The 13,888-nt window shown below is 71.8% G+C and carries 12 protein-coding genes; 5 read left to right on the top strand and 7 right to left on the bottom strand.

Annotated elements, in window-relative coordinates; genetic code table 11:
* The first annotated feature begins 1 nt into the window (after position 1).
* The 4 genes from A3CE_RS0116775 to A3CE_RS0116790 are packed head-to-tail and all read left to right on the top strand — an operon-like array spanning position 2 to position 5,845.
* Complete coding sequence (locus A3CE_RS0116775; protein WP_026468563.1) at positions 2-310, top strand: type VII secretion target; 309 nt, start codon at positions 2-4, stop codon at positions 308-310.
* Entirely contained in the window at positions 310-4,101 is a 3,792-nt protein-coding gene (locus A3CE_RS51190; RefSeq protein WP_169523996.1) for a hypothetical protein, read from the top strand. Before A3CE_RS0116775 ends, A3CE_RS51190 begins: the two co-directional genes overlap by 1 nt.
* Positions 4,098-4,988 carry an immunity 49 family protein gene (locus tag A3CE_RS0116785; RefSeq protein ID WP_020641261.1) on the top strand — a complete coding sequence of 297 codons (891 nt, stop codon included), beginning with the start codon at positions 4,098-4,100 and terminating at the stop codon, positions 4,986-4,988. Before A3CE_RS51190 ends, A3CE_RS0116785 begins: the two co-directional genes overlap by 4 nt.
* 29 nt (positions 4,989-5,017) lie before the next feature.
* Positions 5,018-5,845 carry a hypothetical protein gene (locus A3CE_RS0116790; RefSeq protein ID WP_020641262.1) on the top strand — a complete coding sequence of 276 codons (828 nt, stop codon included), beginning with the start codon at positions 5,018-5,020 and terminating at the stop codon, positions 5,843-5,845.
* Positions 5,846-5,852: 7 nt separating this feature from the next.
* Here the strand turns inward: A3CE_RS0116790 and ilvA are convergent, their stop codons facing one another.
* Positions 5,853-7,055 (bottom strand): threonine ammonia-lyase, encoded by a 1,203-nt coding sequence (ilvA, locus tag A3CE_RS0116795; protein ID WP_020641263.1) that lies wholly within the window; start codon positions 7,053-7,055, stop codon positions 5,853-5,855.
* 95 nt (positions 7,056-7,150) lie between these two features.
* Here ilvA and A3CE_RS0116800 point away from each other — a divergent pair, with 95 nt between their 5' ends.
* A complete protein-coding gene (locus tag A3CE_RS0116800) occupies positions 7,151-7,423 on the top strand; it encodes a hypothetical protein (protein WP_020641264.1) in 273 nt (90 codons plus the stop codon).
* A gap of 61 nt (positions 7,424-7,484) precedes the next feature.
* On the opposite strand, the gene A3CE_RS0116805 is transcribed toward A3CE_RS0116800, so the two are convergent.
* The 6 genes from A3CE_RS0116805 to A3CE_RS0116835 all read right to left on the bottom strand — a co-directional run bounded on the left by A3CE_RS0116805 (position 7,485) and on the right by A3CE_RS0116835 (position 13,878).
* Positions 7,485-8,642: a cystathionine gamma-synthase gene (locus tag A3CE_RS0116805; RefSeq protein ID WP_020641265.1), complete on the bottom strand. Its 1,158-nt coding sequence runs from the start codon at positions 8,640-8,642 to the stop codon at positions 7,485-7,487.
* A 50-nt stretch (positions 8,643-8,692) separates the two neighbouring features.
* A complete protein-coding gene (locus tag A3CE_RS59300; protein WP_020641266.1) occupies positions 8,693-8,815 on the bottom strand; it encodes a hypothetical protein in 123 nt (40 codons plus the stop codon).
* Complete coding sequence (locus tag A3CE_RS0116815) at positions 8,816-9,268, bottom strand: hypothetical protein (protein ID WP_020641267.1); 453 nt, start codon at positions 9,266-9,268, stop codon at positions 8,816-8,818. It abuts the gene before it with no gap.
* Positions 9,269-9,613: 345 nt separating this feature from the next.
* Positions 9,614-10,972, bottom strand: coding sequence for a hypothetical protein (locus A3CE_RS56525; protein WP_020641268.1), 1,359 nt, complete (start codon positions 10,970-10,972; stop codon positions 9,614-9,616).
* 246 nt (positions 10,973-11,218) lie between these two features.
* Positions 11,219-12,589 (bottom strand): cystathionine beta-synthase, encoded by a 1,371-nt coding sequence (locus A3CE_RS0116825; RefSeq protein ID WP_026468565.1) that lies wholly within the window; start codon positions 12,587-12,589, stop codon positions 11,219-11,221.
* A gap of 344 nt (positions 12,590-12,933) precedes the next feature.
* Entirely contained in the window at positions 12,934-13,878 is a 945-nt protein-coding gene (locus A3CE_RS0116835) for a pentapeptide repeat-containing protein (RefSeq protein WP_020641271.1), read from the bottom strand.
* Positions 13,879-13,888: the final 10 nt, after the last annotated feature.

The raw sequence follows: 13,888 nt of genomic DNA on the forward strand, positions 1-13,888 counted from the left end.
CGTGGCAGATGTGGAACTCAGCGCCGATCTCACGGCGCACGCGCAGCAGCTCGACGCCATCGGTGACGGGCTGCAGCAGGCCGTCGACGCGGCGAACCAGGTCAGCATGCCGACCGACGCGTACGGCATTCTCTGCCAGCCGTTCCGGATGCTGCTCGACCCGGTCGAGCAGTACGGGATCGACGCGCTGAAGGACGCCGTCCAGGCGATGACCGCTGTCTCCGGCAAGGTGCGCGAGGCCGCGGCCGCCTACCGCACGTACGAGACGGGTGTCGCCGACGATCTCAACTCCTCCCCGGGCGGCGCGTGATGCCGGAGGGGAATCCGCTCGTCGTCGACGCCAAGAAGGACCCGGACGGGCCGGGCGCGTTCACCGCGGGCAACGGCGACTACGGCTGGGCGGGCGGCATCGGCATCGCCGAGTCGTCGATGGACGCGTTCAACGGGATCAAGGACGGCGACTGGGTTTCCGGCGGCCTGGGCATGCTCAGCCTGGCCGGGGAGATCGCGGGCGCCGCGATCGACCCGTTCGGGTACCTGATGTCGTCGGTGGCGTCGTTCCTGATGGAGCACATCCAGCCGCTGAAGGACATGCTGGACTCCGTCGCGGGCAACCCGCCGGTGATCCAGTCCTATGCGGACACCTGGGGCAACGTCTCGAAGGCGCTCGGCGAACGCAAGACCGACTTCGACAACGCGGTCAAGAACGGCACCACCGGCTGGACCGGCGCGGGCGCCGACGCCTACCGCAAGTTCGCGGCCGAGCACAGCGACGCCCTTTCGGGCGCGGCGACGGTGGCCGGCGCGATCAGCACGGTCACGATGATCATGGGGCAGATCGTCTCGTTCGTCCGCGAGACCGTGCGCCAGCTGATCGCCGACCTGGTCGGCAAGCTGATCTCGTGGGTGATGGAGGAGGTCTTCTCCCTCGGCTTCGGCACACCGGTCGTCGTCGCGCAGGCGACGGCCGCGATCGCCGAGTGGGGCAAGAAGATCAGCGGGCTGCTCAAGAATCTGACCGACTCCATCCGGAGGGTGTCGCCGCTGCTGTCGAAGCTGGTGGACATCTTCGAGAAGATCGCCAAGATCTTCGGCAAGGTGCTGGGCAAGGTCAGCGGCCTGGACGGGCTGAAGGTCAAGGAAGGCGGCTTCGTCCACAGGGTCCCCAAGGGCGAAGGGGGCGGGGTGCACGCCCGGGGTCACGGCGACGGCTCGTCCGGCTCGGAGGGCAGCCACGGGGATGCGGACTCCGGTTCCAGCCGGGGTTCGGGCGAGGATGGGGAGAGCGCGCCGTCTCATGCGGACGACGCGGACGGTTCGCCGCCGGCGCACGGCGAGGACGGTTCGCCGTCCGCGGCCCGATCGGGCGACAGCAGCGCACCTCGCACCCGCTCCGACGGTCCGCCCGGGGATGGCTCGCCTTCGCACGCCGGGGACACGGATTCCGCGCCCACTCACTCGGGCGACAGCGCGCCTTCGCACGCCGGAGACACCGGCGGTTCGCCTTCGCACGCCGGAGATTCGAGCCCCTCGGCCGCCCGCTCCGGCAACAACTCGCCGTCGCACGCGGGCGACAACACCCCGTCGCACGCAGGCGACAGCACTCCCTCGCCGACTCGCGCCGGCGACAACCCGCCTTCGCACGCCGGCGATTCGAACCCATCGCCCACTCGCGCGCCTTCGCACGCAGGCGACTCGAGCCCCTCGGCCGCACACGCGGGCGACAACACTCCCTCGCACGCGGGCGACAGCAACCCGTCGCCCACCCGCACGCCGTCGCACTCGGGAGACACCAGCCCCTCACCTACCCGCGCGGGCGACAACACTCCGTCCCACGCAAGCGACTCGAGCCCGTCGCCGACCCGCTCCGGCGACAACAGTCCGGCGCATTCGGGCTCGCCCAGCCATGCCGACGGCGGCAACCCCGCGCACTCCGGCTCGGCGCCCGCGGCGCGGGCCGACGGCCCCGGCTCGCACGCCGGCACCGACACCCCGAGCAGTGCCGCGCCGCCGCGGGCGGACGGCACCACCTCCGCCAGCGGCACCGCGCCGACCGCGCCGCGCGCCGGGGATCCCGGTACCCAGTTCCCGTCGCCGCGTGGTGGGGACGGCGCCGCCTCCGGTGTCCCGCCGCAGGGCGGCCAGCCCATGACGGGCGGTGGCATGCCGCCCGGTGGTGCGCCCGGTGGCGGCGGTCCCGGCGGTGGTTCGCCCCGCACCGGCGGTGGCGCCGGCTGGACCGGCACCCCGGGCAGCTCCGGGGCCCACACACCGCACGTCGACGCGCCCGGACGGCCCCGCACCGGCGGTGACCTGCCCGAAGGCCGCCCGCGCCCCCGCACGCCCGACGCACCCGCGCCGGCTGCTCGCGGCTTCGGCCCCGGCACGCACGGCCCGGACACCCGCACCCCCGGCCCGGCCACCCGGCCCGGCGGCCCGGGACACACCGGACCAGGACACAGCGGCCCGGGCGGGCCCGGGCACAACGGCCCCGGCGGCCCGCACGACCCCGCGTCCGGGCACGGCCCCCACGAGAACGGCCCCCACGACCCGGACGGCACCCCGCCGCACCACGGTGACTCCGGGCCGCTCACCCCGGACGAGGTCAACGCGCGGCACGCCGAGAGCACGCCGTCGGGGACCTCCTACCACGCCGGCGATCCGGAGATGGGCGATCTGCCGCACCGGGTGCGGCCCGACGCCGACGGGCGCTACACCGTCGACGTGCACGTCACCCCGGACGGGCACGCGCGGATCGGCGACAGGCTCTACACGCCGGAGGAGTTCGCCGACGTCCTGCGCCGCAACGCCGACTACGACGGCCGGCCCATCCGCCTGATCGGGTGCGACGCCGGTTCCAACGACTTCGCGCACCGGCTGTCGCGTGAGCTGGACACCGAGGTCATGGCGCCGACCAAGCCCGCGTGGACCGACTCGCACGGCCGCGTCTTCTCCTCCGACTACGAGATCGGCCCGGACGGCCGGATGCGGCCGCGGATCCCGCCGGACGGCGAGTGGAACACCCACCACCCGGACGGCTCGGTGCACCCCGCCGGCGAGGACGGCTTCACCCCGGACACCCACGAGTCGCACAAGCACGACATCGACGCCGACGACGCCGTGGCGCGCCGGCGCCCGATTCCCACCGAGCCGGTCGAGATCGAGACCCGGCAGCCGCCGGCGTCGATGAAGGAAAAGATCAACGACCCCGGCTACCGCGCCAAGTACTACGACGGGCCGGACACCAACGGCGAGTTCAAGCGCAAGAACCGCGAGCAGTTCGACCACAACGACGAGCGCGTCGAAAAGATCCGGGAAGACACGGACAAGGACCCGGGCGACCGGTTCGAAACGAAGTCCGACGACTACGTCCCCGCGCAGTACCGGGAGGACATCCCGGAGGTCGAGCACAAGGCGACGCAGCCGCAGAAGGACCGGGCGCAGCAGCTCATCGACGAACGGGCCGACGCGAATGCGCACGCGCGGAAGGTCGAGGAGAACTACCGGGCGCACCGCGACGACGGAACGCTGACCGACGAGCTGGAGGAACAGCGCGCGGCAGCGCACAAAGCGCGGACCGATTACGGCGAGGAACTCGGCGAGCACGCCGCGAGCGATGCGGTGACCGATCGGTACCCGCGCGACCGATACGACGTCAAGGAGCTGCCCGACCCGGCGGTCCACGGCGACAACACCCGTCCGGGCGGCGGGGAGAAGCCCGGTGCCGGCCGGTTCGACCAGATCTACGAGGTCACCGACCGGACGACCGGCGAGACCCGGCACGTGATCGTCGAGGCGAAGGGCCCGAACGCCGAACTCGGCACGCGAAAGGGCATCGACGGGAAAACCAGCTACGAACAGGGGCACCCGCTTTACGTCGACAGCGTCATCGGGAACATGCTGAAGAACGGGACGCCCGCGGAAAAGGCACTCGCCCGGGATCTGCTGCAGGCCAAGGAACTCGGCCAGCTCGACTACTCGGTGGCGAAAGCCAGGGTGCGCGAGGAAGTGGTGGTCGGAACTGACGGCAAACCGGAGAAAAAGCCGGTGTACGGTGGCTACAACCTCAAGCATTTCGACCTGACCATCACGAGCCGATGACCGACGACAGGGAAGAGACCGCAATCGTGCGCAGCGTCAGCAGGCACCCGGTCGACGAGGCCGCGGCCGAACAGGACCTCAAGATCCTCGAGCCCGCGCTCGGGAAACTCCCGATGGTGATCGAGCGGAGCCCGCACTCGGGTGGCCTGCGCCTCGCGATGACCAGCTCGCTCGAAGAGCTGGGGTTCCGCCTGATCGGCGATCCACGGGCGGCCTGGCTCGACACCTGGGAGGCCACCGTGCACGCCATGCAGGCGGGCGCGGCCCTGTTCCTCGCGACGAGCCGGACCGAGGGCGAAATCGAGTTCCGGTACGGCGAAGCCACCCTCCGCCGGGCCGCGGTCGGGCCGAACATGTACGGCAACGCGACGATGTGGCTGGACGCGCTGTGGCTGGCCATGATCTGCCGCGAGCGGCCGCGCATCGACCTGCTCGCATCGATCCCGCCGGACCTGCTGCGGGCGTCCACGATCGAGTACGACGAGTTCGTCTACTCGTGGGTGGGTGCGCTGCAGACGTACTGGACGCGGGGCGAAGGCCTCGTCGACCAGATCCTGGAGGCGATGGCGGGCACCGACCCGGCCGGGCTCCGGCAGCTCGACCCCGACGCCGTCCTCCAGCGCTACTACCCGCCGATCGAGATGTTCTACCACCTCACCCAGCGGGACGACGCCAGGTTCAACGACTCGCTCTACAACGCCCTGGTGCTGCACCGGCGCTACTGGTCCACGGAAGAGGAGCACAACAGCCCCTTCGGGTACGTCGCGTTGGGGCCGCTGGCCATCGCGTGCCTGGCCCGCGACGCGGGCGTCACCATCGAGGTCGAGTCGGAGTACCTGCCCGCGAACCTCCTCGCCGGCTCGTGGGTCGGCGAGCACTCGACGTGAGCCACCCGACGCCCGAAAGGATCCGGTAGATGAACCAGCCGCCGGGACCGGACCAGCAGCGCGAGCTGGTCCGGCAGATCGGCGCGGTGCTGACGGCCCAGCTGCCGCCGGGATGGCGGCAGCTGCGGGTCGAGTACCGCGCCGCGGGCCGGCACGTCGAGACCGACCTGCTGGTGACCGGGCCGGACGGCGTGCCCCGGCCGGCGTCGCCGCACCCGGAAGCCGTGCGGCTGCTCGGCGTGCTGCGATCGGGCATGTACCGGCCCGGCCTCGGCACCTGGCTGGGCGCGATCCTCGTGTTCGAACCGGGGCTGGAGTCCCCCAGCGCCGACTTCGTGCGGCCGGACCTCGAACCGCCGTTCCGGCGGCCACCGCCGCCGATCGGGTTCCAGGACGAACTGCGGTTCTTCCCGCGAGCCGAGGAGCACATCCCCGGGTGGCTGCGGGAGCGCGCCGGGCTGACTCCGCCGGCCGCCGGCGGGGAAGTCCGGACCCCGCGGATCTACGACGGCCTGGACGCGTCGGGGCGCCCGCTCATCCGCCGTCAGCCGCTCCCCCCGGCGGAGGCAGAGCAGGTGCTCGCGTACCTCGACGCGGGCCCGGTCATCCTGGCTTCGCGCAGCAACGGCCCGGACGCGTTCGCGCCGGACCGCACGGACGCGGTCCCGATGAACTTCCGCACCGACGGCGCCTGGGCCTGGCCCGGCGCGGTGGCGTACTACCTGCGTGAACACGGGGTGCCGCCGGACCCCGACCTGGTTGCCCACATCCGGGCCCGCCGCTTCACCGCACCCGCCGAAGTCCCGGAACCGGCCAAGGACCTGGCGCTGGCCGCGATCACCGGGGAACAGCCGTGACGTTGCCTCAAACCACGGTGTAGCCCGCGTTCGTCAGCGCGACCTCGACCTCCTTGCAGTGCTCCGGGCCGCGGGTTTCCAGGGCGAGCTCGACGTCGGCCTCACCGAGGTCGAGGGTGCCGGAGATGCGCGAGTGCTCGACGTCGAGCACGTTCGCGCCCAGTTCGCTGACGCAGGACAGCACGCCGACCAGGGAGCCGGGCCGGTCCGGGACCCGCAGCTTCAGGCGCAGGTAGCGGCCGCCCGCCGTCATGCCGTGCTGGATGATCCGCAGGAGCAGCACCGGGTCGACGTTGCCGCCGGAGAGGACGGCCACGACCGGCGGCTCGAAGGCGCCCACGTGCTGCAGCAGCGCGGCGACCGGTGCGGCCCCGGCCGGCTCGACGACCAGCTTCCGCCGCTCCAGGCAGAGCAGCACCGCGCGGGACAGGAACTGCTCGGTCACCGTCACGACGTCGTCGACCAGCGACTCGACGTGGGCGAAGCTGACCAGGCCGGGCTCGCCGACGGCGATCCCGTCGGCCATGGTCGCGGTCTGGCCGAGCCGCACCGGCGCGCCCGCGGCCAGCGACGGCGGGTACGCCGCGGCCTCCTCGGCTTGGACGCCGACCACGCGGACGTCCGGGCGCACCGCCTTCACCGCCGACGCGACCCCGCCGACCAGCCCGCCGCCGCCGGTGGCGACCAGGACCGTCTTCACCCCCGGCACCTGCTCGAGGATCTCGAGACCGACCGTGCCCTGGCCGGCGATGACGTCCGGGTGGTCGAAGGGGTGGATGAACACCGCCCCGGTCCGCTCGCCGAACTCGATCGCCGCGGCGAGGGTCTCCTCCAGCAGCGCGCCGTGCAGGTGGACGTCGGCGCCGTACCCGCGGGTCGCGGCGAGCTTCGGCAGCGGGGCCCGCAGCGGCATGAAGACGGTGGACCGGATACCGAGCAGCGAAGAGGCCAGCGCGACGCCCTGCGCGTGGTTGCCGGCACTGGCCGCGACGACACCGCGCTCGCGTTCGTCCTCGGTGAGGCCGTGGATGCGGGTGTAGGCACCGCGGATCTTGAACGACCCCGTGCGCTGCAGGTTTTCGCACTTCAGGTGCACCGGGCCGCCGTGGAGCTTGCGCAGGTCGCGCGCGTGCTCCATCGGCGTCACCCGGGTCACTCCGTTGAGGAGTTCCCGGGCGGCGCGGATCCGCTCGAGGGTGACGAGTTCCATGGGCGGGATGATGCCACTCAGGAACTCCACAGGTTGACCGGACCGGGAGCCGGGTACCCTGGGTCGCGTCAACACGCGGTAAACAAGGAGCAACCATGGCATCGGGGAACGACGCGAAGACGGCCCGACGGGCTCGCGCCACCCGCTCCGCCGGCCTGCTCCCGCTGGTGATCGGCCTGGCGTCGGCGGCCGCGCTCACCGGAGCGGCGTACCTCACCGTGGACAACGCCAGCTGCGGCGCCCCGGCCCAGTACATCCGCCACGACAGCCACGTCGAGCTGGTCGGCGGCTGCGTCGACGGCTCGAGCCTGCCGGCCGCCGGCACCCCGAAGAGTGGCGGCGTCGTGCACGGCAACTACAACCCCTGAGCTGCGGAAACACGAAAAACGGCGCCGGAGAACTCCGGCGCCGTTTCGCGTTGCAGGGGCCTCAGCCCAGGGCGGCCAGCAGGTCCGCGACCAGGTCGCGGCCGTCCTCGATGCCGACCGAGAGGCGCAGCAGGTCGGCCGGGACCTGGAGGGTCGAGCCCGCCGTGCTCGCGTGGGTCATCTTGCCCGGGTGCTCGATCAGCGACTCGATGCCGCCGAGCGACTCGGCGAGGATGAACAGCTTCGTGCGCGACGCCACCTCCAGCGCCGCCTCCTCGCCGTCCGCGTGGCTGAACGAGACCATCCCACCGAAGCGGCTCATCTGCTTCGCCGCCGTCTCGTGCCCCGGGTGCTCCGGGAGGCCCGGGTAGTAGACCTTCGCCACCTTGGGGTGCTTGACCAGCGCCTGCACGATGAGCTCGGCGTTGTCGCTGTGGCGCTCCATCCGCAGGGCGAGCGTCTTGATACCGCGCAGGGTCAGCCAGGCGTCGAACGGGCCGGGCACCGCGCCCGCGGCGTTGCGCAGGTAGAACAACTGCTCGCGCAGTTCGTCCTCGTCGGTGACCACCGCGCCGCCGACGACGTCGGAGTGGCCGCCGAGGTACTTCGTCGTCGAGTGCAGCACGACGTCCGCGCCCAGGGAGAGCGGGTTCTGCAGGTACGGCGTCGCGAAGGTGTTGTCGACCACCAGGCGGGCGCCGGCATCGTGCGCGACCCCGGCCAGCGCGGCGATGTCGGCGATGCCGAGCATCGGGTTGGTCGGCGACTCGCACCAGATCAGCTTGGTCTCGGGCCGGATGGCCGCGCGCACCTCGTCAAGGTCGGCGAGGTCGGCGACGGTGTGCTCGACGCCCCACAGGCTGAGCACCTTGTCGATCAGGCGGAACGTGCCGCCGTACGCGTCGTTGCCGAGCACGAGGTGGTCGCCGGGGCGGAGGGTACTGCGCAGCACCACGTCGGAGGCCGCCATGCCGGACGCGAAGGCCAGCGCGTGCCGGCCGCCTTCCAGCGAGGCCAGCGCCTCCTCCAGCGCCGAACGGGTCGGGTTCGCGGTGCGCGAGTACTCGTAGTCGCCCTCGCGGGTCCCGCCCACGCCGTCCTGCGCGTAGGTCGAGGTCTGGTAGATCGGCACGATCACCGCGCCGGTGCGCGGGTCGGGCTTCTGACCGGCGTGGATCGCGCGCGTCTCGAAACCCAGTACGGAGTAGTCGTCCACCATTGGGTCAGCGTACGGGCCGCCCCGGACATTCCCGTCAGGTGGGATAGATCTCAGCGGCGGGTGCCGGCAGCGCCGGTTTCGCGTGCGTGCGTGGCGGCGGCCGCTTGCGATGTCATGAACGACTCGTTCACCTCGTCCGATGACATGAACGAGTCGTTCATGTCGTTCGGCACTCACCAGCTCCGCGACGAGTACGCGCCCTGGCCGGACAGGACCGGCAGCGTGGGCGTGCGGTAGCGCAGGTACCGGAACGTCGGCGGCAGGAACGCCAGCACCAGCACGAGCACCGCGAGCGCGGCGAGACCGACCCGGTCGGCCATGGCGAACCCGCCGTGGGTGAACATCGCGTCGGCGAACCGGGCCGGCGGCACCCCGACCGACAGCGGCTCGGTCAGCAGCGCGCCGACGGCCAGTAATGCGCCGAGGCCCAGCAGGACAGCGCCCGCCGTCGCGCGGAACAGCGTCGCGAGCGAGCCCAGCAGCAGCACGAGTCCGGCGACGAGATAGCCGGCGAGGTCCGTCAGGACCCAGCCGGGCAGCGCGCCGAGGCTGAATTCGGCGGGCATGTCGAGGAAGATCTTGACCGGCACGTATCCCGCGGCGACCGCGGCCGGCAATCCGAGCACCCCGGCGAGAACCGCCGTTACTCCGGATGGCCGAGCCGATGAATACGAATGCGAATGCGAGACCGGATATCCGTGCGGACCGGGCACAACTCCCCCATCGACGAGCGCGAGCGACGGCGTTCACCCTAGTCGGAATCGGCGGAAGGAGGCCGGAAAAAGAACGGAATTCGGCCGGACGGCGGAACCCAAGATCATTTATGTGCGGTAGTAGCAGAAATGCTGTCACACGATCACGGCGAGTGCGGTACTCGGCCCATTGTCCTTTTCGGACAATTGCGTATCCGGCCGTGAATGCAGCGTGCCCCGGAGCCGAATCGGCTCCGGGGCACGAATGCGTGTCCTAGTTCACCACTGCTGCTGCGGCGGCTGGCCCGGCTGGCCGAACCCCCCGCTCGGCGGCCCCTGCTGGCCCGGCGGCGGGCCCCAGCCCTGCGGCGGCTGCCCCGGCTGCTGCGGGTAGCCGTGCGGCGGCTGGCCCGGGTGGCCGAACCCGCCCGGCTGCTGCGGCGGCTGGCCCGGCTGCGGGAAACCACCGCTCGACGGCTGCGGGAACCCTCCGCTGGACGGGTTGGGGCCGCCCGGCTGGCCGTACCCCGGCGGCGGGCCGTACCCCGGCTGCGGCTGGCCGAAGCCCTGACCGGGCTGCCCCGGCTGGCCGAAGCCGCCCTGCTGCTGCGGGCCGCCGAAACCCTGCGGCGGACCACCGAAGCCTTGCTGCGGGCCGCCGAAGCCCTGCGGCCCGCCCGGCGCGGCGCCGCCACCACCGCCGCCGCCGCCGCCGAGGCCGACGAACGGCGCGGTCTGCGGGAGGATCCCCAGCAGGCCGATCGCCAGCACGAAGACGCCGGCGATGAGGTAGAGCGCCTGGCCGTTGCCGAACTTCAGGTCGATGCCCCGCGGGAGGTCGATGCTGAGCTCGATCATGATCAGGATCCCGGCGAGCAGCAGCACGAAGCCGCCGCCGGCCGCCAGGAACGACGCGATCTTGTTCTTCAGGAACGTGAACACCGCCGCGGCGAGGGTCGCGAGCGCCCCCACCAGGACGGCGATGTAGTAGATCGTCAGCAGCCCCGGGGAGATGTACCGCCCGGCGTCCTTCGCCGCCTGGATCTCCTGGTCGGTGGCCTTGCCGACCGCGTCGGTGTAGTCGCTGAAGTTCGAGTCGAACATGTCGGCGAAGAAGAACACGAGCGAGAGGAGGCCGAAAACCGCCAGCAGGCCGGCCGCGATGTAGCCGAACAGCTGCGCATTGCCGCCCGACGCCGGAGCGGCGCCGAAGGGCTGCTGGCCGCCGAAGCCCTGCTGCGGCGGGCCGCCGAACCCGGGACCGCCGAAACCCTGCTGCGGCTGCTGCCCGGGCTGTCCGAAGCCCGGCTGCTGCCCGTACCCGCCCTGCTGAGGAGGCTGCCCGTACCCGCCCTGCTGGCCGAAGCCACCCTGCTGCTGGCCGAACGCCGCGGCGGGGTTGTCGGCCGCGCTCGGCGGCGGGGTGTACGGGATCGCCGGCGGCTGCGAACCCGGCGGCACCAGCTGGGTGGACTCCGCGACGGGGCCGCCGACCGGGTGCACCATCTGGGTCGCGTTCGCGTCGACCGGCTGGACCACCTGGGTGGCGCCCGCTCCGCCGTCACCCGGCTGGACGACCTGCGTCGGCTCCGGCGTCTCCCCGAACGGGGAACCGCTCGGAGGCTGACCGGGCTGCACGACCTGGGTGGGTTCCGGGCTGCCGAACGGATCGTCCTGCTGCGGCTGGGGGCCACTCGGTGGGCCTTGAGGTGGCTGGCCGCCACCCCACGGCTGGTTCGGTGGCTGCGGTGCACTCATGTGGGTCTTGAACCCCCTTGACGAGGACGCGAAAGTGTTCTAATTACGTCCACGCTATCGGATCACCCGGCAGGGCGCTCGTAACGCCCCTGCCGGGTGATCCGATATGAGTCCTCTGGGGTTCGGTCAGCGACCGGCCAGGAATCCCAGGAGGTCGTGCCGCGTGACGACCCCGGCCGGCTTGCCGTCGACCAGTACGAGCGCGCCGTCGGCGCCTTCCAGGGCCTTCATCGCGGCACTCACCTGCTCGCTGCCGCCGATCGTCGGCAGCGGCGGGGACATGTGCCGCTCGAGCCGGTCGGCCAGCTGCGCCTTGCCGGTGAACAGCGCGTCGAGCAGGTCGCGCTCGTTGACCGCGCCGACGACCTCGGCGGCCATCACCGGCGGCTCCGCGCTGACCACGGGCATCTGGCTGACGTCGAACTCGGCCAGGATCGCGATGGCCTCGGCGACCGTCTCGTTCGGGTGCGAGTGCACCAGGGACGGCAGCGAACCGCTCTTCTTCGTGAGCACGTCGGCGACCGTCGCGCCCGAGGAGTCCGGCGGCAGGAAGCCGTAGGAGGACATCCAGGTGTCGTTGAACACCTTCGTCAGGTAGCCGCGGCCGCCGTCGGGCAGCAGCACGACCACGATGTCGTCCTCGGTGAGCCGCTCGGCGAGCTTCAGCGCGGCGGCGACGGCCATCCCGCAGGAGCCGCCGACCAGCAGGCCCTCCTCGAGCGCGAGCCGCCGCGTGGTGTCGAAGGAGTCGGCGTCGGAGACGGCGATGATCTCGTCGGCGACGTTCCGGTCGTAGGTGTCCGGCCAGAAGTCCTCGCCGACGCCTTCGACCAGGTACGGGCGCCCGCTGCCGCCGGAGTAGACCGAGCCCTCCGGGTCGGCGCCGACCACCCGCACGGCGCCGTCGCTGACCTCCTTGAGGTACTTGCCGGTGCCGGAGATCGTGCCGCCGGTGCCGACGCCCGCGACGAAGTGGGTGATCTTCCCGTCCGTCTGCTTCCACAGCTCGGGGCCGGTGGAGAGGTAGTGGCTCTCGGGGTTCTGCGGGTTGGCGTACTGGTTGGGCTTCCAGGCGCCGTCGATCTCGCGGACCAGCCGGTCGGAGACGTTGTAATAGGAGTCGGGGTGCTCGGGCGGTACCGCCGTCGGGCACACCACGACGCGGGCGCCGTACGCCTTGAGCACGTTGCGCTTGTCTTCGCTGACCTTGTCCGGGCAGACGAACACGCACTGGTAGCCCTTGCGCTGGGCGACCATGGCCAGGCCCACGCCGGTGTTGCCGGACGTCGGTTCCACGATCGTGCCGCCGGGACGCAGCTCGCCGGAGCGCTCCGCCGCTTCGATCATGCGCAGCGCGATCCGGTCCTTGACCGAGCCACCCGGGTTCAGGTACTCGACCTTGGCCAGCACGAGCGGCTTGAGCCCCTGGGTCAACGAGTTCAGCTTGACCAGGGGGGTGTTGCCCACGAGGTCTGCGATGTGCTCTGCGTACTCCACGGGCACCAGCCTAAACGGCCCACCGGTGGCGTTGTCCACTCGTGGGTCGCCCGGGTTCCGGGCGGTCGTCCGGGTGCGCGCCGGGAGTGACGGGTCGCGAGCGCGGGGTCGGGCCGCCCGGCGAAGACCGGAGGCGGCCACCAAGCCGCGCGTCTACGCCGATACCGGCCCGAGGGCCGCCGCACGCTGAGCCGTCATCCCGTCCCGGAGCTCCCACCCGGTGCCGGACACCGTGCGACAACCCATCCGCGGAACTGTGGACAGCCAGTAGGCGGCCCAGCTGATAATCATCGCCACTTCACCTCCCGTGTCGTGGCACGACGGCTTTCTCTTGCTGGACGATCCTATCGGCCCGCCGGTTGCCCCGGTTCATCCTTTCGTGCCAATCGCACGCGGTCCGGCCGGTCGGCGATCGGCCGTTCTTCCCAGCCCGGCGGCCAGGTCCGGGGAAATCCCGGCACCGCTTCGGCGCCGGCGAGCCGGGCGGCGGACTTCGTCCCGAAATCGGCCGGACCAGCGAAAACGGCGTCGTTGAAGGATTCGCACCCGCCGATGAAAATCGTTCCGCGGAAATCGGCGCGATCCTGGAAGTGCGCCTTGTTGAAATCGGCCTTGGTACGGAATTCGGTGCCGCGGAACGCCGCCAGTCCGGAGAACCGCGTCCCGTAGCAGGTGATCGACCGGATCGAGCAGTGGGTGAGGGTGAACGCCACGAGCGTCGCGCCGGAGAAGTCGAGGTCGATGTCCGGCCAGAAGCCGTCGTTCGGGTTCCCGGCGGGCCCGGGACGCAGGTGCAGCAGCAGGATGCGCTGGGCGGTCTTGCGGACCTGCAGCTCCTCGAGGTTCTCCTCGCGGTTCTCGAACGGCATCCGCAGGTAGGCGCAGAGGACGTTGACGATCGTCTGCCGGTGCTCTTCGTACCCGCCGGCGAGCCGTTCGAGGGCGTACAGGCCGGCGAGGCGGACGGGCGCCTTGTCGCTGCCGAGCTGGTCGGCGGCCTTGCCGTAGATCTCGGTGACCCGGCGCTCGGTGGCGTCGTGGTCCTTCTGCACGAGGTCCAGCTCGGCCGAGCGCTGCCGCCGCGCCGCGAGCAGCAGGGCGGCGGCGCCCCCGGTGCCGACGACGATGTTGGCGGCGGTCTTCAGCGCGTCCAGCCGGGCGGCGTCCTCCGGCCGGCCGCCACCGAGGAGCGTCAGCAACGCGGTGGCGGCCACGGCGGCGATCACCAGCAACCCGGCTCCCCACAGGAGGATCGTCCTGGTCCGCAGCACGCCGTTTTCGGTCCCCACCCGGCTGATC

The organism is Amycolatopsis balhimycina FH 1894, assembly GCF_000384295.1.
GTDB classification, from domain to species: domain Bacteria; phylum Actinomycetota; class Actinomycetes; order Mycobacteriales; family Pseudonocardiaceae; genus Amycolatopsis; species Amycolatopsis balhimycina.